At 57.6% G+C, this 24,529-nt stretch carries 17 protein-coding genes, 4 tRNA genes and 2 rRNA genes; all 23 read left to right on the top strand.

Annotated elements, in window-relative coordinates:
- The first annotated feature begins 212 nt into the window (after nucleotides 1–212).
- Nucleotides 213–3,103: ribosomal RNA gene (locus ACX1DW_RS13620) — 23S ribosomal RNA — on the top strand.
- A 134-nt stretch (nucleotides 3,104–3,237) separates the two neighbouring features.
- A 5S ribosomal RNA gene (gene rrf, locus ACX1DW_RS13615) occupies nucleotides 3,238–3,353 on the top strand.
- Between the two features lie 120 nt (nucleotides 3,354–3,473).
- Nucleotides 3,474–4,421, top strand: a complete 948-nt coding sequence (gene birA / locus ACX1DW_RS13610) for a bifunctional biotin--[acetyl-CoA-carboxylase] ligase/biotin operon repressor BirA (protein WP_458991696.1) — start codon at nucleotides 3,474–3,476, stop codon at nucleotides 4,419–4,421.
- Nucleotides 4,418–5,158, top strand: coding sequence for a pantothenate kinase (locus ACX1DW_RS13605; protein ID WP_200600366.1), 741 nt, complete (start codon nucleotides 4,418–4,420; stop codon nucleotides 5,156–5,158). Before birA ends, ACX1DW_RS13605 begins: the two co-directional genes overlap by 4 nt.
- A gap of 24 nt (nucleotides 5,159–5,182) precedes the next feature.
- On the top strand, nucleotides 5,183–5,854 hold the full coding sequence (locus tag ACX1DW_RS13600; protein WP_133456299.1) for an SPOR domain-containing protein: 672 nt from the start codon (nucleotides 5,183–5,185) through the stop codon (nucleotides 5,852–5,854).
- A 141-nt stretch (nucleotides 5,855–5,995) separates the two neighbouring features.
- Nucleotides 5,996–6,080, top strand: a tRNA-Tyr gene (locus ACX1DW_RS13595).
- 25 nt (nucleotides 6,081–6,105) lie between these two features.
- A tRNA-Gly gene (locus ACX1DW_RS13590) sits at nucleotides 6,106–6,179 on the top strand.
- 26 nt (nucleotides 6,180–6,205) lie between these two features.
- Nucleotides 6,206–6,281, top strand: a tRNA-Thr gene (locus ACX1DW_RS13585).
- A gap of 84 nt (nucleotides 6,282–6,365) precedes the next feature.
- On the top strand, nucleotides 6,366–7,559 hold the full coding sequence (gene tuf / locus ACX1DW_RS13580) for an elongation factor Tu (protein WP_063544037.1): 1,194 nt from the start codon (nucleotides 6,366–6,368) through the stop codon (nucleotides 7,557–7,559).
- A gap of 51 nt (nucleotides 7,560–7,610) precedes the next feature.
- Nucleotides 7,611–7,686: transfer RNA gene (locus tag ACX1DW_RS13575), tRNA-Trp, on the top strand.
- A gap of 42 nt (nucleotides 7,687–7,728) precedes the next feature.
- Nucleotides 7,729–8,097, top strand: a complete 369-nt coding sequence (secE, locus tag ACX1DW_RS13570; protein ID WP_063544039.1) for a preprotein translocase subunit SecE — start codon at nucleotides 7,729–7,731, stop codon at nucleotides 8,095–8,097.
- Nucleotides 8,098–8,106: 9 nt separating this feature from the next.
- On the top strand, nucleotides 8,107–8,640 hold the full coding sequence (nusG, locus tag ACX1DW_RS13565; protein ID WP_011911976.1) for a transcription termination/antitermination protein NusG: 534 nt from the start codon (nucleotides 8,107–8,109) through the stop codon (nucleotides 8,638–8,640).
- A 110-nt stretch (nucleotides 8,641–8,750) separates the two neighbouring features.
- Nucleotides 8,751–9,182 carry a 50S ribosomal protein L11 gene (gene rplK, locus ACX1DW_RS13560; protein WP_063544041.1) on the top strand — a complete coding sequence of 144 codons (432 nt, stop codon included), beginning with the start codon at nucleotides 8,751–8,753 and terminating at the stop codon, nucleotides 9,180–9,182.
- A complete protein-coding gene (rplA, locus tag ACX1DW_RS13555) occupies nucleotides 9,182–9,877 on the top strand; it encodes a 50S ribosomal protein L1 (RefSeq protein ID WP_063544043.1) in 696 nt (231 codons plus the stop codon). Before rplK ends, rplA begins: the two co-directional genes overlap by 1 nt.
- 208 nt (nucleotides 9,878–10,085) lie before the next feature.
- The gene (gene rplJ / locus ACX1DW_RS13550; RefSeq protein WP_011911979.1) at nucleotides 10,086–10,586 is read left to right on the top strand and encodes a 50S ribosomal protein L10; all 501 of its coding nucleotides are present in this window, start codon (nucleotides 10,086–10,088) and stop codon (nucleotides 10,584–10,586) included.
- Nucleotides 10,587–10,666: 80 nt separating this feature from the next.
- The gene (gene rplL, locus ACX1DW_RS13545) at nucleotides 10,667–11,035 is read left to right on the top strand and encodes a 50S ribosomal protein L7/L12 (protein WP_063544045.1); all 369 of its coding nucleotides are present in this window, start codon (nucleotides 10,667–10,669) and stop codon (nucleotides 11,033–11,035) included.
- A 212-nt stretch (nucleotides 11,036–11,247) separates the two neighbouring features.
- Nucleotides 11,248–15,318, top strand: coding sequence for a DNA-directed RNA polymerase subunit beta (gene rpoB / locus ACX1DW_RS13540; protein WP_102840418.1), 4,071 nt, complete (start codon nucleotides 11,248–11,250; stop codon nucleotides 15,316–15,318).
- Nucleotides 15,319–15,383: 65 nt separating this feature from the next.
- Nucleotides 15,384–19,583, top strand: coding sequence for a DNA-directed RNA polymerase subunit beta' (rpoC, locus tag ACX1DW_RS13535; RefSeq protein WP_102840419.1), 4,200 nt, complete (start codon nucleotides 15,384–15,386; stop codon nucleotides 19,581–19,583).
- Nucleotides 19,584–19,724: 141 nt separating this feature from the next.
- Nucleotides 19,725–20,096, top strand: coding sequence for a 30S ribosomal protein S12 (gene rpsL / locus ACX1DW_RS13530; protein ID WP_003280832.1), 372 nt, complete (start codon nucleotides 19,725–19,727; stop codon nucleotides 20,094–20,096).
- Nucleotides 20,097–20,194: 98 nt separating this feature from the next.
- A complete protein-coding gene (gene rpsG / locus ACX1DW_RS13525; protein ID WP_041110229.1) occupies nucleotides 20,195–20,665 on the top strand; it encodes a 30S ribosomal protein S7 in 471 nt (156 codons plus the stop codon).
- Between the two features lie 30 nt (nucleotides 20,666–20,695).
- Entirely contained in the window at nucleotides 20,696–22,816 is a 2,121-nt protein-coding gene (gene fusA / locus ACX1DW_RS13520) for an elongation factor G (protein ID WP_063544051.1), read from the top strand.
- Nucleotides 22,817–22,846: 30 nt separating this feature from the next.
- Nucleotides 22,847–24,040 (top strand): elongation factor Tu, encoded by a 1,194-nt coding sequence (tuf, locus tag ACX1DW_RS13515; RefSeq protein ID WP_063544037.1) that lies wholly within the window; start codon nucleotides 22,847–22,849, stop codon nucleotides 24,038–24,040.
- Between the two features lie 150 nt (nucleotides 24,041–24,190).
- A complete protein-coding gene (gene rpsJ / locus ACX1DW_RS13510) occupies nucleotides 24,191–24,502 on the top strand; it encodes a 30S ribosomal protein S10 (protein ID WP_003186070.1) in 312 nt (103 codons plus the stop codon).
- The last annotated feature ends 27 nt before the right edge of the window (nucleotides 24,503–24,529 follow it).

Here is a 24,529-nt window from a genome sequence, read left to right as displayed (position 1 = left end):
ATGATGATTGATCGCCTGGGATGAACATTGATTTCTGGACTTTGCGCCAGAACTGTTCTTTAAAAATTTGGGTATGTGATAGAAGTAGACCGATGTGTTGCTTTCACTGGCAGCATGTCGCGTCAAGGTAAAATTTGCGTGTTCTCTATGCAGATTTTCGGCGAATGTCGTCTTCACGTTATAGACAGTAACCAGATTGCTTGGGGTTATATGGTCAAGTGAAGAAGCGCATACGGTGGATGCCTTGGCAGTCAGAGGCGATGAAAGACGTGGTAGCCTGCGAAAAGCTTCGGGGAGTCGGCAAACAGACTTTGATCCGGAGATCTCTGAATGGGGGAACCCAGCCATCATAAGATGGTTATCACACACTGAATACATAGGTGTGTGAGGCGAACCAGGGGAACTGAAACATCTAAGTACCCTGAGGAAAAGAAATCAACCGAGATTCCCTTAGTAGTGGCGAGCGAACGGGGACTAGCCCTTAAGCTTCTTTGATTTTAGCGGAACGCTCTGGAAAGTGCGGCCATAGTGGGTGATAGCCCTGTACGCGAAAGGATCTTAGAAGTGAAATCGAGTAGGACGGAGCACGAGAAACTTTGTCTGAACATGGGGGGACCATCCTCCAAGGCTAAATACTACTGACTGACCGATAGTGAACCAGTACCGTGAGGGAAAGGCGAAAAGAACCCCGGAGAGGGGAGTGAAATAGAACCTGAAACCGTATGCGTACAAGCAGTGGGAGCCTACTTTGTTAGGTGACTGCGTACCTTTTGTATAATGGGTCAGCGACTTATTTTCAGTGGCGAGCTTAACCGAATAGGGGAGGCGTAGCGAAAGCGAGTCTTAATAGGGCGTCTAGTCGCTGGGAATAGACCCGAAACCGGGCGATCTATCCATGGGCAGGTTGAAGGTTAGGTAACACTGACTGGAGGACCGAACCGACTACCGTTGAAAAGTTAGCGGATGACCTGTGGATCGGAGTGAAAGGCTAATCAAGCTCGGAGATAGCTGGTTCTCCTCGAAAGCTATTTAGGTAGCGCCTCGTGTATCACTGCTGGGGGTAGAGCACTGTTTCGGCTAGGGGGTCATCCCGACTTACCAAACCGATGCAAACTCCGAATACCAGCAAGTGTCAGCACGGGAGACACACGGCGGGTGCTAACGTCCGTCGTGAAAAGGGAAACAACCCAGACCGTCAGCTAAGGTCCCAAAATCCTGGTTAAGTGGGAAACGATGTGGGAAGGCTTAGACAGCTAGGAGGTTGGCTTAGAAGCAGCCATCCTTTAAAGAAAGCGTAATAGCTCACTAGTCGAGTCGGCCTGCGCGGAAGATGTAACGGGGCTCAAACCAGGTACCGAAGCTACGGGTTCATCGCAAGATGAGCGGTAGAGGAGCGTTCTGTAAGCCTGTGAAGGTGAGTTGAGAAGCTCGCTGGAGGTATCAGAAGTGCGAATGCTGACATGAGTAACGACAATGCGAGTGAAAAACTCGCACGCCGAAAGACCAAGGGTTCCTGCGCAACGTTAATCGACGCAGGGTGAGTCGGTCCCTAAGGCGAGGCTGAAGAGCGTAGTCGATGGGAAACGGGTTAATATTCCCGTACTTCTAGTTACTGCGATGGGGGGACGGAGAAGGCTAGGCCAGCAAGGCGTTGGTTGTCCTTGTTTAAGGTGGTAGGCAGAGATCTTAGGTAAATCCGGGATCTTAATGCCGAGAACTGATGACGAGCTTTCTTTTAGAAAGCGAAGTGGTTGATGCCATGCTTCCAGGAAAAGCCTCTAAGCTTCAGGTAACTAGGAACCGTACCCCAAACCGACACAGGTGGTTGGGTAGAGAATACCAAGGCGCTTGAGAGAACTCGGGTGAAGGAACTAGGCAAAATGGCACCGTAACTTCGGGAGAAGGTGCGCCGGTGAGGGTGAATGACTTGCTCAGTAAGCTCATGCCGGTCGAAGATACCAGGCCGCTGCGACTGTTTATTAAAAACACAGCACTCTGCAAACACGAAAGTGGACGTATAGGGTGTGACGCCTGCCCGGTGCCGGAAGGTTAATTGATGGGGTTAGCGCAAGCGAAGCTCTTGATCGAAGCCCCGGTAAACGGCGGCCGTAACTATAACGGTCCTAAGGTAGCGAAATTCCTTGTCGGGTAAGTTCCGACCTGCACGAATGGCGTAACGATGGCGGCGCTGTCTCCACCCGAGACTCAGTGAAATTGAAATCGCTGTGAAGATGCAGTGTATCCGCGGCTAGACGGAAAGACCCCGTGAACCTTTACTATAGCTTTGCACTGGACTTTGAGCTTGCTTGTGTAGGATAGGTGGGAGGCTTTGAAGCGTGGACGCCAGTTCGCGTGGAGCCATCCTTGAAATACCACCCTGGCAACCTTGAGGTTCTAACTCTGGTCCGTTATCCGGATCGAGGACAGTGTATGGTGGGTAGTTTGACTGGGGCGGTCTCCTCCTAAAGAGTAACGGAGGAGTACGAAGGTGCGCTCAGACCGGTCGGAAATCGGTCGCAGAGTATAAAGGCAAAAGCGCGCTTGACTGCGAGACAGACACGTCGAGCAGGTACGAAAGTAGGTCTTAGTGATCCGGTGGTTCTGTATGGAAGGGCCATCGCTCAACGGATAAAAGGTACTCCGGGGATAACAGGCTGATACCGCCCAAGAGTTCATATCGACGGCGGTGTTTGGCACCTCGATGTCGGCTCATCACATCCTGGGGCTGAAGCCGGTCCCAAGGGTATGGCTGTTCGCCATTTAAAGTGGTACGCGAGCTGGGTTTAGAACGTCGTGAGACAGTTCGGTCCCTATCTGCCGTGGACGTTTGAGATTTGAGAGGGGCTGCTCCTAGTACGAGAGGACCGGAGTGGACGAACCTCTGGTGTTCCGGTTGTCACGCCAGTGGCATTGCCGGGTAGCTATGTTCGGAAGAGATAACCGCTGAAAGCATCTAAGCGGGAAACTTGCCTCAAGATGAGATCTCACTGGAGCCTTGAGCTCCCTGAAGGGCCGTCGAAGACTACGACGTTGATAGGTTGGGTGTGTAAGCGCTGTGAGGCGTTGAGCTAACCAATACTAATTGCCCGTGAGGCTTGACCATATAACACCCAAACAATTTGGCTGTTAGACGGTAAGTCGACATACAGACCGAAAATCTGCACGAACACGCAATACCGATTCGATCACATACCCAATTCGCTGCAGCGGCTCAACCCCGAGGCAGCAACCGAATTGCTTGACGACCATAGAGCGTTGGAACCACCTGATCCCATCCCGAACTCAGAAGTGAAACGACGCATCGCCGATGGTAGTGTGGGGTCTCCCCATGTGAGAGTAGGTCATCGTCAAGCGCCTATCCCAAACCCCCGATCCGCGTAAGCGGGTCGGGGGTTTGCTTTTGCGCTGATGAAAGCTTTGTAGGCAGGCATTCCTTGTGTCGCTATTATTCGGGCCTCGTTTACGGGGGTGGCATGAATAAGCTGTTGAAGTTGCTCCAAGATGGACGGTTCCATTCTGGGCGGGAGCTGGGCGAGGCTTTGGGTGTAAGTCGTAGCGCTGTCTGGAAGCACCTCCAGCGCGTTCAAAGTGAAACGGCGCTCCTCCTTTATAAGGTTCCCGGCCGGGGTTATCGTCTGGCCGAACCTTTGTCTTTGCTCGATGAAGATAAGCTCGTCCCGCGGATGAGAGCTATGGGCTGGGCGTTACATCTGTTTGACACGCTCGACTCTACGAACGCGGAAGCTCTGAGGCTTCTAGCCTCCGGCCAGGCCCCGCTGCTTGTGCTTGCAGAAGCTCAGTCTGCAGGGCGAGGGCGGCGAGGGCGACAATGGGTAAGTCCGTTTGGAAAGAACCTGTACTGCAGTCTGGCGTTAGAGGTGCACGGTGGTGCTAGACAGCTGTCCGGCATGAGTCTTGTGGTCGGATTGGCTGTTATGCAGACGTTGCGCCAAATGGGGTTACCTCAAGCAGGGCTGAAGTGGCCAAACGACGTATACGTGGATGGACGCAAAATCTCGGGGATTCTGTTGGAGCTGACTGGCGATCCCGCGGATCAATGCCATGTAGTGGCTGGCATTGGCATCAACGTTAACATGCATGAAGCCGAGGGGATCGATCAACCTTGGACATCCCTCAACGAGTGGATCGGGATGGTTGATCGAAATGAACTGGTGCTTACGCTTGCCGGCAAGCTGAAAACATATCTCGATCAGCACGCTAGCACTGGGTTCTCCGGCCTGAGGGATGAGTGGGAGGCGAGCCATATTTGGCAGCATCGCAGATGTACGCTTAGCACTGGGACGCAAGAGTTTTCGGGAACGGTGCTGGGAGTGGATCACCAGGGTGGGCTCAGACTGATGATTGACGGTGTCGAGCGTTCATTCAGCGGCGGGGAACTAAGCTTGAGGTTGGATCAATGATTCTTGAGGTGGACTGCGGTAACAGCTTGATCAAATGGCGCGTCTTGGACTCTTGTTCCGGCGTCGTTGCGGCGCAGGGAGCCTCGAGCTGTGCGGCTGGCTTATTGGGGGAGCTTGGCAGTCTGGTTCACTTGCGTATCTTGAGAGCTAGGTTGGTCAGCGTACGCAGCGACCAAGAGACCATGGAGATCTGTACGCGCATCTCCGACGCCCTGTCTGTTCACGTTCAGAGCGCTGCCCCTGCTAAAGAGTTGGGCGGTGTAATCAATGGCTATCTTGAGTATGAGCGGCTTGGGATGGATCGCTGGCTGGCTATGGTCGGCGCTTTTCAGCTCAAGCGTGACGCCATGCTCGTGCTTGATCTGGGGACGGCGGTGACTGCTGATCTGGTGGATGCACAGGGTGTCCATCTTGGTGGTTTTATCTGTCCAGGAATTTCCCTGCTTAGGAGTCAGTTGCATGCTCATACGCAGCGCATACGTTACTCCATGGATGAGGCGCCTGCTGCATCCTGCACTCTAGAGCCCGGGCGAACCACCGTAGAGGCGGTGGAGCGCGGCTGTCTATCAATGCTCCACAGTTTTGTGTCGACACAAATTCGTCAGGCGGGCGATCGTTTTGGGGCGGCCTTCAGCGTTTATGCTACTGGGGGTGATGCGGGTCTGATCAAGGATATCGGCCAGGTCCAGCGCATACCGGATCTCGTTTTTCGGGGGCTGGCAATCGCTTGCCCCTAACGCATCTATAAGGTTGAAGGTTGCATGCGTTGGTTATTTCTTCTTTTGGTGCTGTTGAATGTCTTTTTCTGGGTTCAGCACCAATACGAGGCTCCGGTTCGAGTTAAAGAGGTCGCGCCTCTCGATTCTTACAGCCGGCTTCAGCAGAACATCACTTTGCTCAGTGAGTCCTCAGTACCCCAGCGGCGAGCCAGTTCATCATCAGCGGCCAATGATGACGGATGTCTGTTCCTTGGTGGGTTCGACGAAGAGCAGCAAGCAGAGTCTTTAGAGCAGCGTCTGCTGAGTCTGGATGTGCAGTCCGAGGTTCAGCAGGTCGACGCAGCTACCGGCGTGGATTACTGGGTCTATCTGCCCCCACTTGCGTCCAGGCAGGCCTCGCTGCGCCAGTTGCGTGAACTGCAAAGCCGCAATATTGATAGCTACATCATTACGGTAGGCGACCTGTCGAATGGTATTTCGCTTGGGATCTTCTCGCGAAAAGACTCTGCAGAGGGGGTGGTTGCTCGTTTGCGCGAGGTTGGCTATGCGGCGCTGGTTCGTGAGTTACCGCGTATGCACCGCAAGTACTGGGTGCGCGTCGCAGTCGCTAGTCGTAATCAGCTGGACGATACCATCTTGCGAGGCTTGAAAAACGACATGCCGGAACTGCAGCATCGGCAGATGTCCTGCACAGGCGTTGCAACTTCCGAATAGTTTGCATAGAATGGCGCCCGCTTCGCAGCTAGGGCTGATTGGTTTCTTCGCGAAGCGGCTGTCGATGAAGCTAAGCTCAAGATTTATATGAGAAAATGCTTGACAGCCTGGTGGCAGATGATGAAAATGCCGCCTCACTTTGGAGGGGTTCCCGAGCGGCCAAAGGGATCAGACTGTAAATCTGACGTCATAGACTTCGAAGGTTCGAATCCTTCCCCCTCCACCAGATTCAAGCGTAAGCTTCGGCGTTCGCGGGTATAGTTTAGTGGTAGAACCTCAGCCTTCCAAGCTGATGATGCGGGTTCGATTCCCGCTACCCGCTCCAGCTTCGATGTTTGCGGTATATGTTTCGCTCATGTAGCTCAGTTGGTAGAGCACACCCTTGGTAAGGGTGAGGTCAGCGGTTCAAATCCGCTCATGAGCTCCAAACCTCAAAGGCAGATATGTAAATATCTGCCTTTGTTTTAATGGTGGCGTGACTAGCTCAATTCAACGATGGGAGACGGTCTCGATGGCTAAAGAAAAGTTCGAACGTAACAAACCGCACGTCAACGTCGGCACCATTGGTCACGTCGACCATGGCAAGACCACTCTGACTGCTGCTCTGACTCGCGTGTGCTCCGAGGTTTTCGGCTCCGCTCGTGTCGACTTCGACAAGATCGATAGCGCGCCGGAAGAGAAGGCTCGCGGTATCACCATCAACACCGCTCACGTAGAGTACGACTCCAATGTCCGTCACTACGCGCACGTTGACTGCCCGGGTCACGCTGACTATGTGAAGAACATGATCACCGGTGCTGCCCAGATGGATGGTGCGATCCTGGTTTGCTCGGCTGCTGACGGCCCCATGCCGCAGACTCGCGAGCACATCCTGCTGTCCCGTCAGGTAGGCGTTCCGTACATCGTCGTGTTCCTGAACAAGGCTGACATGGTCGACGACGCCGAGCTGCTCGAGCTGGTCGAGATGGAAGTTCGCGACCTGCTGTCCACCTACGACTTCCCGGGTGATGACACTCCGATCATCATCGGTTCTGCGCTGATGGCGCTGAACGGTGAAGACGACAACGAGCTGGGCACCACTGCGGTCAAGAAGCTGGTCGAGACTCTGGATACCTACATCCCTGAGCCGGTTCGCGCGATCGACAAGCCGTTCCTGATGCCGATCGAAGACGTGTTCTCGATCTCCGGTCGCGGTACCGTTGTAACTGGTCGTGTTGAGCGCGGTATCGTCAAGGTCCAGGAAGAGATCGAGATCGTCGGTCTGCGTCCGACCACCAAGACCACCTGCACCGGCGTGGAAATGTTCCGCAAGCTGCTGGACGAAGGTCGTGCTGGCGAGAACTGCGGCGTGCTGCTGCGTGGCACCAAGCGTGATGACGTCGAGCGTGGTCAGGTACTGGCCAAGCCGGGCACCATCAAGCCGCACACCAAGTTCGAAGCTGAAGTGTACGTGCTGTCCAAGGAAGAGGGTGGTCGTCACACCCCGTTCTTCAAGGGCTATCGTCCGCAGTTCTACTTCCGTACCACTGACGTGACCGGTTCGTGCGAGCTGCCGGAAGGCGTCGAGATGGTGATGCCGGGCGACAACGTGAAAATGGTTGTTACCCTGATCAAGCCGATCGCCATGGAAGACGGCCTGCGCTTCGCAATTCGCGAAGGTGGTCGTACCGTTGGTGCCGGCGTGGTTGCCAAGATCGTCGAATAACGATTGATCTGTTTGAAGCAGGTCGGCATAATAGTCGGCCTGACTCTTTCTAGGCCAGTAGCTCAATTGGCAGAGCGGCGGTCTCCAAAACCGCAGGTTGGGGGTTCGATTCCCTCCTGGCCTGCCATTTTCAATAGCGAATTTGGCAGTCTTTACAAGGTTCTAGCAGATGAATATCAAAGCTGAAGCCAATGACACGCGCTTCGATCTGGTGAAGTGGTTTGTTGTGGCTGCTTTGGTCGTGGTTGCCGTGGTTGGTAATCAATACTACTCCGCTGAGCCCATTCTTTATCGTGTCCTTGCGGTGCTTGCAGTAGGTGCTGTTGCGGCGTTTGTCGCCTTCCAGACCTCAAAAGGGCGCTCGTTTGCTGTGCTGCTGAAAGAGGCGCGCGGCGAAATTCGCAAGGTCGTTTGGCCGACCCGTCAGGAAACTACCCAGACCACGATGATCGTTGTCGTGGTGGTGTTGGTGATGGCGTTGCTGCTGTGGGGGCTCGATTCTCTGCTCGGCTGGTTGGTCTCCATGGTTGTTGGCTAAGGGTGTCTCGTGGCTAAGCGTTGGTACGTTGTGCATGCTTACTCGGGTTACGAGAAGCACGTCATGCGCTCCTTGATCGAGCGCGTCAAGCTTGCTGGCATGGAAGATGAGTTCGGCGAGATTCTGGTTCCGACCGAAGAGGTCGTGGAGATGCGTAACGGGCAGAAGCGCAAGAGTGAGCGCAAGTTCTTCCCGGGTTACGTTTTGGTCCAGATGGAGATGAACGAGGGTACTTGGCACCTGGTCAAGGATACTCCTCGTGTGATGGGCTTTATTGGTGGTACGGCAGACAAGCCGGCGCCCATCACGGATAAAGAGGCCGAGGCTATTCTTCGTCGCGTGGCCGATGGTAGTGATAAACCTAAGCCGAAAACGCTCTTCGAGCCGGGTGAAGTGGTTCGCGTAGCTGATGGCCCGTTCGCCGACTTCAATGGCGTTGTCGAAGAGGTCAATTACGAGAAGAGCCGGATTCAGGTCGCGGTCCTCATTTTCGGGCGCTCTACGCCGGTAGAGTTGGAGTTCAGTCAGGTCGAGAAGGTTTAACTGGACGAAGCATCCCACACCCCGCAGTTTCAGGCTGCGGGGTTTTGTCGTCATCGGGATAAATGAGCAATGGGGAGCCGTAAGGCGCTAGAACCCGTAACGGAGTAAATATGGCTAAGAAGATTCAAGCTTACATCAAGCTTCAGGTGAAGGCCGGTCAGGCTAATCCGTCGCCGCCCGTTGGTCCTGCCTTGGGTCAGCATGGTGTGAATATCATGGAGTTCTGCAAGGCTTTCAATGCCAAGACTCAGGGCCAGGAGCCCGGTCTGCCGACCCCTGTGATCATTACTGTATACAGTGACCGCAGTTTTACCTTTGAAACCAAGAGCACTCCGGCAGCTGTGCTGCTGAAGAAGGCCGCTGGCATCACCAGTGGCTCGGCTCGTCCTAACACCCAGAAGGTTGGCACTGTCACTCGTGCCCAGCTGGAAGAGATCGCCAAAACCAAACAGGCCGATCTTACCGCTGCTGAAATGGAGGCTGCTGTTCGAACCATCGCAGGTTCGGCGCGCAGCATGGGCCTGAACGTGGAGGGTGTGTAATGGCTAAGTTGACCAAGCGCCAGAAGGCTATTGCCGAGAAGATCGAGGCTGGCAAGCAGTACGCGTTCGAGGATGCGGCCAAGCTCTTGGCTGAGGTATCCGCGGTCAAATTCACCGAGTCGTTCGACATTGCGATCAATCTCGGTGTCGATCCGCGTAAGTCCGACCAGGTCGTGCGCGGTGCAACCGTTCTGCCGAATGGCACCGGTAAGACCGTTCGTGTCGCAGTTTTCACCCAGGGGCCGGCTGCTGAGGCTGCGCTGGCTGCCGGCGCTGATCGGGTTGGCATGGACGAATTGGCTGCTGAGATGAAAGGCGGTGATCTGAACTATGACGTAGTGATCGCTTCGCCGGATGCCATGCGTGTTGTTGGTCAGCTGGGCCAGATTCTCGGTCCGCGTGGACTGATGCCTAACCCGAAAGTTGGCACCGTTACCCCTGACGTGGCTACAGCTGTCAAGAATGCCAAGGCTGGTCAGGTGCGTTTCCGTACCGACAAGAACGGCATTATCCACACCTCGGTGGGTAAGGTTGGCTTTGAGGCTGGCCAGCTGAAGCAGAACGTCGAAGCGCTGCTGTCGGATCTCAAGCGCCTGAAGCCATCCACTTCCAAAGGTATCTACGTCAAGCGTGTGACCCTGAGCACCACCATGGGCCCAGGGCTGGTCATCGATCAGTCTTCGCTGGAAGCGTAAAGCCTGGCTGCCTCCATGATGGGGCGGCTTGCAATATTGGGGTCCCTGCCTGGCGGGGGCTATCCAAGACCGTAGGTGGCGCAAGCCTTAAACCCGGAGAGTGATCTCTTAAGCCTACGCAGATGGTGCTCCCGATTCGTACCGAATCAGACACCAAAACGCCGTCCGGCTCCGGCCTGACGTATCGGTAAAAACCAGGAGTAAACCCGTGGCAATTAAACTCGAAGACAAGAAGGCCATCGTCGCTGAAGTCAACGAGGCTGCCAAAGCCGGTCTGTCCGCTGTCGTGGCTGATGCCCGTGGCGTGACCGTCGGCGCAATGACCGGACTCCGTAAAGAGGCCCGAGCGGCTGGTGTGTACGTGAAAGTCGTGCGTAACACCCTGCTCAAGCGCGCTGTTGAAGGCACTCAGTTTGACGTGCTCAACGACGTGTTCAAAGGCCCGACCCTGATTGCATTCTCCAACGAACATCCGGGCGCTGCTGCTCGTATCTTCAAGGAGTTCGCCAAGGGTCAGGACAAGTTCGAGATCAAGGCAGCTGCGTTCGAGGGCAAGTTCCTCGCAGCAAACCAGATCGACGTGCTGGCAAGCCTGCCGACTCGCGAAGAGGGCATCGCACAGCTGATGAGCGTTATTCAAGGCGCCACCAGCAAGCTCGCTCGCACCCTGGCAGCTATTCGCGACCAGAAAGAAGCTGCTGCTGCCTGAGGCGGCGTAAGCACTTTCAAAATCACATGTTTAATTTGATGGCTGCGTAAGCTGTCACCCCAATACAGGAATAGATAGTCATGTCTCTGACTAACGAGCAAATCATCGAAGCGATCGGCCAGAAATCCGTTATGGAAATCGTCGAGCTGATCAAGGCGATGGAAGAAACCTTCGGTGTTACCGCTGCTGCTGCCACCGTTGCTGCTGCTGGCCCGGCTGCCGCTGCTGTCGAAGAGCAGACCGAGTTCACCATCGTCCTGGCTGAAGCCGGCGACAAGAAAGTGAACGTGATCAAGGCGGTTCGCGAGCTGACCGGTCTGGGCCTGAAAGAAGCCAAGGCTGTCGTTGACGGCGCCCCGGGCGTGGTCAAGGAAGGCGTTTCGAAGGAAGAAGCCGAAGCTGCCAAGAAGGCTCTGGAAGAAGCTGGCGCCAAAGTCGAGCTCAAGTAAGCGACGACCTTGCGTCTACAGCCCGAGCGACTCGCGACAGGCTGATGGCTGGTGGCTCTTGCCACCGGCCTTTTTCCGTTATGGAAAGCCAGCCATGCTGGCTCTTCCTCGGAAGCCACCTACAGGTGGCGCGAACCATGGGGTTCGCAAGATTTTCTGGCTGCTCCCGTCGGGAGAAGCCAACAAGCAGGTGACCAAGCTGGGGAACGCTGATGGCTTACTCATACACTGAGAAAAAACGTATCCGCAAGGACTTTAGCAAGTTACCGCACGTGATGGACGTGCCGTATCTTTTGGCCATCCAGCTGGATTCGTATCGCGAATTCCTGCAGGCGGGAGCGACCAAAGATCAGTTCCGCGACATTGGCTTGCATGCAGCCTTCAAATCCGTTTTCCCGATTATCAGCTATTCCGGCAATGCAGCGCTGGAATACGTCGGCTATCGCCTGGGCGAGCCGGCTTTCGATGTCAAGGAATGTGTCCTGCGCGGCGTGACCTTCGCCGTTCCGCTGCGCGTCAAGGTGCGCCTGATCATTTTCGACAAAGAGTCGTCGAACAAGGCCATCAAGGACATCAAGGAACAGGAAGTCTACATGGGGGAAATCCCCCTCATGACCGAGAACGGTACCTTCATCATCAACGGTACCGAACGCGTCATCGTTTCCCAGCTGCATCGTTCGCCGGGCGTGTTCTTCGATCATGACCGCGGCAAGACCCACAGCTCCGGCAAGCTGCTGTACTCCGCGCGTATCATTCCTTACCGCGGCTCCTGGCTGGACTTCGAATTCGATCCGAAGGACGCAGTGTTCGTCCGTATCGACCGTCGCCGCAAGTTGCCGGCGTCGGTGCTTCTGCGTGCGCTCAATTACAGCACCGAAGAGATCCTGGACGCCTTCTACGATACCAACGTCTTCCACGTCAAAGGCGAAACCCTGGCGCTGGAACTGGTACCGCAGCGTCTGCGCGGCGAGATCGCTACTTTCGACATCAAGGATGACAGCGGCAAGGTCATCGTCGAGCAGGGCCGCCGCATCACCGCTCGCCACATCAACCAGCTCGACAAGTCCGGCATCAAAGAGCTCGAGATGCCAATGGACTACGTTCTGGGCCGTACCGTCGCCAAGGCGATCGTGCATCCGGCCACCGGCGAGATCATCGCCGAGTGCAACACCGAGCTGACCGTCGACGTCATGGCGAAGATCGTCAAGGCGCAGGTCGTACGCTTCGAGACGCTGTACACCAACGACATCGATTGTGGTCCGTTCATTTCCGACACGCTGAAGATCGATTCGACCACCAATCAGCTCGAAGCGCTGGTCGAGATCTATCGCATGATGCGCCCGGGCGAGCCGCCAACCAAGGACGCCGCCGAGACGCTGTTCAACAACCTGTTCTTCGCTGCCGAGCGCTACGACCTGTCGGCTGTCGGCCGGATGAAGTTCAACCGCCGTATCGGTCGTACCGAGATCGAGGGTTCCGGCGTACTGAGCCGCGAGGACATCGTCGCGGTCCTGAAGACCCTGGTCGACATCCGCAACGGCAAGGGTATCGTCGATGACATCGACCACCTGGGTAACCGTCGCGTGCGCTGTGTCGGCGAAATGGCCGAAAACCAGTTCCGCGTTGGCCTCGTACGCGTCGAGCGTGCGGTCAAAGAGCGTCTGTCGATGGCCGAAAGCGAAGGCCTGATGCCGCAGGACCTGATCAATGCCAAGCCGGTTGCGGCGGCGGTGAAGGAGTTCTTCGGTTCCAGCCAGCTCTCGCAGTTCATGGACCAGAACAACCCGCTTTCGGAGATCACCCACAAGCGCCGCGTCTCCGCACTCGGCCCGGGCGGTCTGACCCGTGAGCGTGCCGGCTTCGAGGTGCGTGACGTGCACCCGACTCACTACGGCCGCGTCTGCCCGATCGAAACCCCTGAAGGTCCGAACATCGGTCTGATCAACTCCCTGGCTGCCTATGCTCGCACCAACCAGTATGGCTTCCTCGAAAGTCCGTACCGTGTGGTCAAGGACGGCGAAGTCACCGACGAAATCGTGTTCCTTTCGGCGATCGAAGAAGCCGATCACGTGATCGCCCAGGCCAGCGCCAAGCTGGACGGTCGCAAGCTGGTCGACGAGCTGGTGGCCGTGCGTCATCTGAACGAATTCACCGTCAAGGCGCCGGAAGACGTCACCCTGATGGACGTTTCGCCGAAGCAGGTCGTCTCCGTCGCTGCCTCGCTGATTCCGTTCCTTGAGCACGACGACGCCAACCGCGCACTGATGGGTTCCAACATGCAGCGTCAGGCCGTGCCGACCCTGCGTTCGGACAAGCCGCTGGTAGGTACCGGCATGGAGCGCAACGTGGCACGCGACTCAGGCGTCTGCGTGGTCGCTCGTCGCGGCGGCGTGATCGACTCGGTCGATGCCAGCCGTATCGTGGTGCGCGTGCGTGACGATGAGGTCGAGACCGGCGAAGCGGGTGTCGACATCTATAACCTGACCAAGTACACCCGCTCCAACCAGAACACCTGCATCAACCAGCGTCCGCTGGTGCGCAAGGGTGACGTGGTGGCGCGTGGCGACATCATGGCCGACGGTCCGTCCACCGACATGGGTGAGCTGGCACTGGGTCAGAACATGCGCGTCGCGTTCATGCCGTGGAACGGCTACAACTTCGAGGACTCCATCCTCCTCTCGGAGCGTGTGGTTCAGGAAGATCGTTTCACCACTATCCATATCCAGGAACTCACCTGCGTGTCGCGCGACACCAAGCTCGGCCCAGAGGAGATCACCGCAGACATCCCGAACGTGGGTGAGGCTGCGCTGAACAAGCTGGACGAGGCCGGTATCGTCTACGTCGGTGCCGAAGTCGGTCCTGGCGATATCCTGGTCGGCAAGGTGACGCCGAAGGGCGAAACCCAGCTGACTCCGGAAGAGAAGCTGCTGCGTGCGATCTTCGGTGAGAAGGCTTCCGACGTGAAAGACACGTCCCTGCGTGTGCCGACCGGCACCAAGGGCACCGTCATCGACGTACAGGTGTTCATCCGCGACGGCGTCGAGCGCGACTCCCGTGCGCTGGCCATCGAGAAGATGCAGCTCGACGAGATCCGCAAGGACCTCAACGAAGAGTTCCGTATCGTCGAAGGTGCCACGTTCGAGCGCCTGCGCTCGGCGTTGGTCGGTGCGACTGCCGAGGGCGGTGCAGGTCTGAAGAAGGGTGTCGTGATCACCGACGAGATCCTCGACGGGCTCGAGCATGGCCAGTGGTTCAAGCTGCGCATGGCCGAAGACGCGCTGAATGAGCAGCTGGAGAAGGCGCAGGCCTACCTCTCCGATCGCCGTCAGCTGCTCGACGACAAGTTCGAAGACAAGAAGCGCAAGCTGCAGCAGGGCGACGACCTCGCACCGGGCGTGCTGAAGATCGTCAAGGTCTACCTGGCCATCAAGCGTCGCATCCAGCCGGGCGACAAGATGGCCGGTCGTCACGGTAACAAGGGTGTGGTCTCGGTGATCATGCCGGTCGAAGACATGCCGCACGATGCCAACGGCACGCCGGTGGACATTGTCCTGAACCCGCTGGGTGTACCGTCGCGTATGAACGTCGGGCAGATCCTCGAAACCCACCTGGGCCTCGCGGCCAAGGGCCTGGGGGAGAAGATCAACCTGATGCTCGAAGAGCAGCGCAAGGTCGCCGAGCTGCGCAAGTTCCTGCACGAGATCTACAACGAGATCGGTGGTCGCCAGGAAAGCCTGGACGACCTGAGCGATCAGGAAGTGCTGGACCTGGCGAACAACCTGCGCAAGGGCGTGCCGATGGCCACCCCGGTATTCGATGGTGCCAAGGAGCGCGAGATCAAGGCCATGCTGAAACTGGCCGATTTGCCGGAAAGCGGTCAGATGCAGCTGTTCGACGGCCGTACCGGCAACAAGTTCGAGCGCACCACCACGGTCGGCTACATGTACATGCTGAAGCTGAACCACCTGGTCGACGACAAGATGCACGCGCGTTCCACCGGTTCGTACAGCCTGGTTACCCAGCAGCCGCTGGGTGGTAAGGCGCAGTTCGGTGGTCAGCGCTTCGGGGAGATGGAGGTCTGGGCGCTGGAAGCCTACGGCGCCGCGTACACCCTGCAGGAAATGCTCACGGTCAAGTCGGACGACGTGAACGGGCGGACCAAGATGTACAAGAACATCGTGGACGGCGATCACCGTATGGAGGCCGGCATGCCGGAGTCCTTCAACGTGCTGATCAAAGAAATCCGCTCGCTCGGTATCGATATCGATCTGGAAACCGAATAACCACGCACCGCCTGCGCGGCACTCGGCGTCAGCCGGCTGCCGCAGGTCCGTGAGGAGGAAAGGCCTTGAAAGACTTGCTGAATCTGTTGAAAAACCAGGGTCAAATCGAAGAGTTCGATGCCATCAAGATTGCCCTGGCGTCCCCCGAGATGATCCGTTCCTGGTCCTTCGGTGAAGTGAAGAAGCCGGAGACCATCAACTACCGTACGTTCAAGCCCGAGCGTGACGGTCTTTTCTGCGCCAAGATCTTTGGCCCGGTCAAGGACTACGAGTGCCTGTGCGGCAAGTACAAGCGCCTCAAGCACCGTGGCGTGATCTGCGAGAAGTGTGGCGTGGAAGTCGCGCTGGCCAAGGTCCGTCGCGAGCGCATGGCGCACATTGAGCTGGCTTCGCCGGTCGCCCACATCTGGTTCCTGAAGTCGCTGCCGTCCCGTATCGGCCTGCTGCTGGACATGACCCTGCGCGATATCGAGCGCGTGCTCTATTTCGAGAGCTACGTCGTGATCGATCCGGGCATGACCACCCTGGAAAAAGGCCAGCTGCTGAACGACGAGCAGTACTTCGAGGCGCTGGAAGAATTCGGTGACGACTTCGACGCCCGCATGGGCGCCGAAGCTGTTCGCGAGCTGCTGATCCAGATCGACCTGGAGCACGAGATTGGCCGTCTGCGCGAGGAAATTCCGCAGACCAACTCGGAAACCAAGATCAAGAAGCTCTCCAAGCGTCTGAAGCTGATGGAGGCTTTCCATGGCTCAGGCAACCTGCCGGAGTGGATGATCCTGACCGTGCTGCCGGTGCTGCCGCCGGATCTGCGTCCGCTGGTCCCGCTGGATGGCGGTCGTTTCGCGACTTCGGATCTGAACGATCTGTATCGCCGCGTGATCAACCGCAACAACCGTCTGAAGCGCCTGCTCGACCTGTCGGCGCCGGACATCATCGTGCGCAACGAAAAGCGCATGCTGCAGGAGGCGGTCGATGCGCTGCTGGACAACGGTCGCCGCGGCCGTGCCATCACCGGTTCGAACAAGCGCCCGCTGAAATCCCTGGCCGACATGATCAAGGGTAAGCAGGGTCGTTTCCGTCAGAACCTGCTCGGCAAGCGCGTGGACTACTCCGGTCGTTCCGTGATCACCGTGGGCCCGACCCTGCGTCTGCACCAGTGCGGTCTGCCGAAGAAGATGGCCCTCGAGCTGTTCAAGCCGTTCATCTTCGGCAAGCTGGAAATGCGCGGCATGGCCACCACCATCAAGGCGGCCAAGAAGATGGTCGAGCGCGAGCTGCCGGAAGTCTGGGACGTTCTCGCCGAAGTGATTCGCGAACATCCCGTGCTGCTCAACCGCGCGCCGACGCTGCACCGTCTGGGTATCCAGGCGTTCGAGCCGGTGCTTATCGAAGGCAAGGCGATCCAGCTGCACCCGCTGGTCTGTGCGGCGTACAACGCCGACTTCGACGGTGACCAGATGGCCGTGCACGTGCCGCTGACGCTGGAAGCCCAGCTGGAAGCGCGCGCGCTGATGATGTCGACCAACAACATCCTCTCGCCGGCCAACGGCGAGCCGATCATCGTGCCGTCGCAGGACGTGGTTCTGGGTCTGTACTACATGACCCGTGAAGCCATCAATGCCAAGGGCGAAGGTCGCGTGTTCGCTGACCTGCAGGAAGTCGACCGCGTGTTCCGCGCCGGCGAGGCCTCGCTGCACGCCCGGGTCAAGGTGCGTATCAACGAGACCATCAAGGATCGCGACGGCAGCATCACCAAGAACACCCGCATCGTCGACACCACCGTCGGCCGCGCGCTGCTGTTCCAGATCGTGCCGGAAGGGATGTCGTTCGACGTCGTCAACCAGCCGATGAAGAAAAAGGCGATCTCCAAGCTGATCAACCTGTGCTACCGCACCGTTGGTCTGAAGGATACCGTCATCTTTGCCGACCAGCTGATGTACACCGGCTTCGCCTACTCGACCATCTCCGGTGTTTCGATCGGTGTGAACGATTTCGTCATCCCGGACGAGAAGGCGCGCATCATCGATGCGGCCACCGAAGAAGTGAAGGAAATCGAATCGCAGTACGCCTCCGGCCTAGTTACCCAGGGCGAGAAGTACAACAAGGTGATCGACCTCTGGTCCAAGGCCAACGACGAAGTCTCCAAGGCGATGATGGCCAACCTCTCGAAAGAGAAGGTCATCGACCGTGAAGGCAACGAGGCCGAGCAGGACTCGTTCAACTCGATGTACATGATGGCCGACTCCGGTGCGCGGGGTTCCGCGGCTCAGATTCGCCAGCTCGCCGGTATGCGTGGCCTGATGGCCAAGCCGGACGGCTCCATCATCGAGACGCCGATCACCGCGAACTTCCGTGAGGGTCTGAACGTACTGCAGTACTTCATCTCCACGCACGGTGCTCGTAAGGGTCTGGCGGATACCGCTCTGAAGACCGCGAACTCCGGTTACCTGACGCGTCGTCTGGTCGACGTCGCGCAGGATCTGGTAGTTACCGAAATCGATTGCGGCACCGAGCAGGGCCTGCACATGACGCCGCATATCGAAGGTGGCGATGTGGTTGAGCCGCTCGGTGAGCGCGTACTGGGTCGTGTGATCGCACGTGACGTGCTCAAGCCGGGCACTGATGACGTGCTGGTCCCAGCGGGTACGCTGATCGACGAGCAGTGGGTCGACTTCATCGAGCTGAACAGCATCGACGAAGTGATCGTGCGCTCGCCGATCTCCTGTGAAACCCGCTACGGCATCTGTGCCAAGTGCTACGGGCGCGATCTGGCCCGCGGGCATCAGGTCAACATCGGCGAGGCGGTCGGCGTTATCGCTGCCCAGTCGATCGGTGAGCCGGGTACTCAGCTCACCATGCGTACGTTCCACATCGGCGGTGCGGCGAGCCGTACCTCGGCCGTCGACAACGTGCTGGTGAAGAACGGCGGTACCATCCGCCTGCATAACCTGAAGCACGTCGAACGTGCCGATGGCGCGCTGGTGGCCGTGTCTCGTTCCGGCGAGCTGGCCGTGGCGGACGACTTCGGTCGTGAGCGCGAGCGCTACAAGCTGCCGTACGGTGCCGTGATTTCCGTGAAGGAAGGTGACAAGGTCGACGCTGGCGCCGTGGTTGCCAAATGGGATCCGCACACCCACCCGATCGTGACCGAGATGAAGGGTATCGTGACCTTCGTCGGTATGGAGGAGAACATCACCATCAAGCGCCAGACTGACGAGCTGACCGGTCTGACCAACATCGAGGTGATGGATCCGAAGGATCGTCCGGCCTCTGGCAAGGACATTCGTCCGGCCATCAAGATGGTCGATGCCAGTGGCAAGGAACTGCTGCTGCCGGGTACCGACGTACCGGCTCAGTACTTCCTGCCGGCTAACGCGCTGGTCGGTGTGGCTGACGGTGCCGAGATCAACGTGGGTGACGTCATCGCACGTATCCCGCAGGAAACCTCGAAAACCCGCGACATTACCGGTGGTCTGCCGCGCGTTGCCGACCTGTTCGAAGCGCGTCGTCCGAAGGAGCCGTCCATCCTGGCGGAAATCAGCGGTACGATTTCCTTCGGCAAGGAAACCAAGGGCAAGCGTCGTCTGGTCATCACTCCGACCGACGGCAGTGATCCGTACGAGGAGCTGATTCCGAAGTGGCGTCACCTCAACGTCTTCGAAGGCGAACAGGTGAACAAGGGTGAAGTAATCTCCGACGGTCCGAGCAACCCGCACGACATCCTGCGTCTGCTGGGTGTCAGTGCGCTGGCACGCTACATCGTCAACGAGATCCAGGACGTTTACCGCCTGCAGGGCGTGAAGATCAACGACAAGCACATCGAGACGATCCTGCGGCAGATGCTGCGCAAGGTCGAGATCACCGAGTCGGGAGATTCCAGCTTCATCAAGGGTGACCAGATGGAACTGACCCAGGTGCTGGAAGAGAACGAGCGCCTGAGCGAAGAGGACAAGTTCGTCGCCAAGTACGTGCGTGTCTTGCTGGGTATCACCAAAGCCTCGCTGTCGACAGAGTCGTTCATTTCCGCGGCCTCCTTCCAGGAGACCACCCGTGTGCTGACCGAGGCGGCCGTCACCGGCAAGCGCGACTACCTGCGCGGGCTGAAGGAAAACGTGGTCGTGGGTCGTCTGATTCCGGCCGGTACCGGTCTGGCCTATCACAGCGAGCGCAAGCGCAAGCGTGACGCCGAGAAGCCGGTTCGCGTGAGTGCCGATGAAGTCGAAGCGGCGCTGACCGAAGCGCTGAACTCCAGCGGCAATTGAGAGTGCCAGGCCCCGGTCGCAAGCCGGGGCCTGCCTTGACGGTGGGCGAGAAGCTCTTTAGACTCTCGTACCCCTAAATTGGCGGGGCTTCGTGCCCTGCCATTTTTCGTTTGTGTCGAAAGACAACAGTGGAGCTAGTAGATGGCAACTATCAACCAGCTGGTACGTCAGCCGCGCAAGCGGGTCGTCGAGAAGAGCGACGTCCCTGCGCTGCAAAACTGCCCGCAGCGTCGTGGCGTGTGCACCCGTGTGTACACCACCACGCCGAAGAAACCGAACTCCGCACTGCGTAAGGTGTGCCGTGTTCGTCTGACCAACGGCTATGAAGTCGCCTCCTATATCGGTGGTGAAGGTCATAACCTGCAAGAGCACAGCGTAGTGCTGATCCGTGGCGGTCGTGTAAAGGACCTTCCGGGTGTGCGTTACCACACCGTGCGCGGTTCGCTGGATACCTCCGGCGTGAAGGACCGCAAGCAGGGTCGCTCCAAATACGGCGCCAAGCGTCCGAAGTAATCAGCATTTCTATTTATTTGAGTCGATAAGAGTAAGGTCGGGCGTAACCTGAGCGTTACCGTTCCGAGCTAACCTGAAGACCGTTTGAGGGCTTATCAATGCCAAGACGTCGTGTAGCAGCCAAGCGCGAGATTCTGGACGATCCGAAATACGGAAGTCTGATCCTGGCCAAGTTCATGAACCACGTAATGGAGAGCGGCAAGAAGGCCGTTGCCGAGCGTATCGTTTATGGTGCCTTGGACAAGGTGAAGGAGCGCAAGAACAGCGATCCCCTGGAAGTCTTCGAAAAAGCACTCGATGCCATCGCTCCGCTGGTCGAAGTCAAGTCCCGCCGTGTAGGTGGTGCTACCTACCAGGTTCCGGTCGAAGTTCGTCCTTCCCGTCGTAACGCGCTGGCCATGCGCTGGCTGGTAGATGCTGCGCGCAAGCGTGGCGAAAAATCCATGGCGCTGCGCCTTGCTGGCGAGCTGCTGGATGCTTTTGAAGGTAAAGGCGCTGCGGTCAAGAAGCGCGAAGACGTGCACCGTATGGCTGAAGCCAACAAGGCCTTCTCGCACTATCGCTTCTAAATCAAGCGCAACTTTTACGAGGACCTTATTGTGGCCCGTACTACCCCTATCAACCGTTACCGTAACATCGGTATCTGTGCTCACGTCGACGCGGGCAAGACTACCACCACGGAGCGGATTCTGTTTTACACCGGCCTCAGCCACAAGATGGGTGAAGTGCATGACGGTGCGGCGACCACCGACTGGATGGTGCAGGAGCAGGAGCGTGGTATTACCATCACTTCTGCAGCTGTAACGACCTTCTGGCAGGGTTCGCGCGGTCAGTACGACAACTATCGCGTAAACGTCATCGATACCCCCGGCCACGTTGACTTCACCATCGAAGTGGAGCGCTCCCTGCGCGTTCTCGACGGTGCTGTCGTCGTGTTCTGCGGTACCTCCGGTGTCGAGCCGCAGTCCGAAACCGTATGGCGTCAGGCCAACAAGTACGGCGTTCCGCGTATCGTCTACGTCAACAAGATGGACCGTCAGGGCGCCAACTTCCTGCGCGTCGTCGGTCAGATCAAGCAGCGTCTGGGTCACACCCCGGTGCCGGTTCAGCTTGCTATCGGTTCCGAAGAGAACTTCGAAGGTCAGATCGATCTGATCAAGATGAAGGCCATCTACTGGAACGATGACGACAAGGGAACCACCTACCGCGAGGAAGAGATTCCTGCGGAGCTGCAGGCCATGGCTGAAGAGTATCGCTCCAACATGGTCGAGGCTGCGGCCGAGGCCAACGAAGAGCTGATGAACAAGTATCTCGAAGAGGGCGAGCTGTCCGTCGACGAGATCAAGGCTGGTCTGCGTCAGCGCACCATCGCCTGCGAAATTGTTCCTGCAGTCTGCGGTTCCTCCTTCAAGAACAAGGGTGTGCCGCTGGTTCTCGATGCCGTGATCGAGTTCCTGCCTGCGCCGACCGAGATTCCGGCTATCCAGGGTGTCAACCCGGATAACGAGGAGCAGGTTGACGAGCGTCATGCAAGTGATGACGAGCCGTTCTCTGCGCTGGCCTTCAAGATCGCGACCGACCCGTTCGTTGGCACGCTGACCTTTACCCGTGTTTATTCCGGTGTTCTCGCCTCTGGCGACTCGGTAATGAACTCGGTCAAGGGCAAGAAGGAGCGCGTAGGTCGGATGGTGCAGATGCACGCCAACCAGCGTGAAGAGATCAAGGAATGCCGCGCTGGTGACATCGCCGCTCTGATTGGTATGAAGGACGTCACCACTGGTGACACCCTCTGCTCGATCGAGAAGCCGATCATCCTCGAGCGCATGGACTTCCCGGAGCCGGTTATTTCGGTTGCCGTCGAGCCGAAGACCAAGGCTGACCAGGAGAAGATGGGTATCGCGCTGGGCAAGCTGGCCCAGGAAGACCCGTCGTTCCGCGTCAAGACCGATGAGGAAACCGGCCAGACCATCATCTCCGGTATGGGCGAGCTGCACCTGGACATCCTCGTTGACCGCATGAAGCGCGAGTTCAACGTCGAGGCCAACATCGGCAAGCCGCAGGTTTCCTACCGCGAAACCATCACCAAGGACAATGTCGAGATCGAAGGCAAGTTCGTTCGTCAGTCCGGTGGTCGCGGTCAGTTCGGTCACTGCTGGATTCGCTTCTCGACTCCGGACGTGGACGACAAGGGCAACATCACCGAAGGTCTGGTGTTCACCAACGAAGTCGTTGGTGGTGTGGTTCCGAAGGAATACATCCCGGCGATCCAGAAGGGTATCGAAGAGCAGATGAAGAACGGCGTAGTCGCCGGTTATCCGCTGATCGGCCTGAAGGCGACCGTGTTCGATGGTTCCTACCATGACGTCGACTCCAACGAGATGGCGTTCAAGGTGGCGGCTTCCATGGCTACCAAGCAGCTGGCCCAGAAGGGTGGCGGCAAGGTGCTCGAGCCGATCATGAAGGTCGAAGTGGTGACCCCTGAAGACTACATGGGCGATGTGATGGGTGACCTGAACCGTCGTCGTGGTCTGATTCAGGGTATGGAAGACTCGGTCTCCGGCAAGGTAATCCGTGCCGAGGTTCCGCTCGGAGAGATGTTCGGTTATGCGACCGACGTTCGTTCCATGTCTCAGGGTCGCGCGAGCTACTCCATGGAATTCTCCAAATACGCTGAGGCTCCGGCGAACATCGTCGAAACGCTCGTTAAAAAACAAGGTTGATTCAGCCCTTTAAGTAAGAGGTTTACTGTCGTGGCTAAGGAAAAATTCGAACGTAACAAACCGCACGTCAACGTCGGCACCATTGGTCACGTCGACCATGGCAAGACCACTCTGACTGCTGCTCTGACTCGCGTGTGCTCCGAGGTTTTCGGCTCCGCTCGTGTCGACTTCGACAAGATCGATAGCGCGCCGGAAGAGAAGGCTCGCGGTATCACCATCAACACCGCTCACGTAGAGTACGACTCCAATGTCCGTCACTACGCGCACGTTGACTGCCCGGGTCACGCTGACTATGTGAAGAACATGATCACCGGTGCTGCCCAGATGGACGGTGCGATCCTGGTTTGCTCGGCTGCTGACGGCCCCATGCCGCAGACCCGCGAGCACATCCTGCTGTCCCGTCAGGTAGGCGTTCCGTACATCGTCGTGTTCCTGAACAAGGCTGACATGGTCGACGACGCCGAGCTGCTCGAGTTGGTCGAAATGGAAGTTCGCGACCTGCTGTCCACCTACGACTTCCCGGGTGATGACACTCCGATCATCATCGGTTCTGCGCTGATGGCGCTGAACGGTGAAGACGACAACGAGCTGGGCACCACTGCGGTCAAGAAGCTGGTCGAGACTCTGGATACCTACATCCCTGAGCCGGTTCGCGCTATCGACAAGCCGTTCCTGATGCCGATCGAAGACGTGTTCTCGATCTCCGGCCGCGGTACCGTTGTAACTGGTCGTGTTGAGCGCGGTATCGTCAAGGTCCAGGAAGAGATCGAGATCGTTGGTCTGCGTCCGACCACCAAGACCACCTGCACCGGCGTGGAAATGTTCCGCAAGCTGCTGGACGAAGGTCGTGCTGGCGAGAACTGCGGCGTCCTGCTGCGTGGCACCAAGCGTGATGACGTCGAGCGTGGTCAGGTGCTGGCCAAGCCGGGCACCATCAAGCCGCACACCAAGTTCGAAGCTGAAGTGTACGTTCTGTCCAAGGAAGAAGGTGGTCGTCACACCCCGTTCTTCAAGGGCTATCGTCCGCAGTTCTACTTCCGTACCACTGACGTGACCGGTTCGTGCGAACTGCCGGAAGGCGTTGAGATGGTGATGCCGGGCGACAACGTGAAAATGGTTGTTACCCTGATCAAGCCGATCGCCATGGAAGACGGCCTGCGCTTCGCAATTCGCGAAGGTGGTCGTACCGTTGGTGCCGGCGTGGTTGCCAAGATCGTCGAGTAATATTTGACGATGATGAAAAGGGCCCCCTCGGGGGCCCTTTTCTATTATTGATCATTTATTGACACCCTATGGGCGCATCCGTACAATTGCGCCTCCTTTTACCGGGGGTATTGCGCCTGGTAGGGTGGCTACTTGGAGTCTGAGGTCAAAATGCAAAACCAACAAATCCGTATTCGGTTGAAGGCTTTTGACCATCGCCTGATCGATCAATCAACCCAGGAAATCGTGGAAACCGCGAAACGTACTGGTGCTCAGGTGCGTGGTCCGATTCCGCTGCCAACCCGCAAAGAGCGGTTCACTGTGCTGGTTTCTCCGCACGTCAACAAAGACGCGCGCGATCAGTATGAAATCCGAACCCACAAGCGTGTGCTGGACATCGTTCAGCCGACCGACAAAACCGTCGATGCGCTGATGAAGCTCGATCTTGCGGCTGGTGTGGAAGTGCAGATCAGCCTCGGCTAAAACCTGAGAGTTTTAGTCGTGTAACGC

Source organism: Stutzerimonas sp. KH-1 (assembly GCF_054483855.1).
Note: the sequence above shows the minus strand (reverse complement) of the source record. Positions and strands in the feature narration are given on the sequence as shown.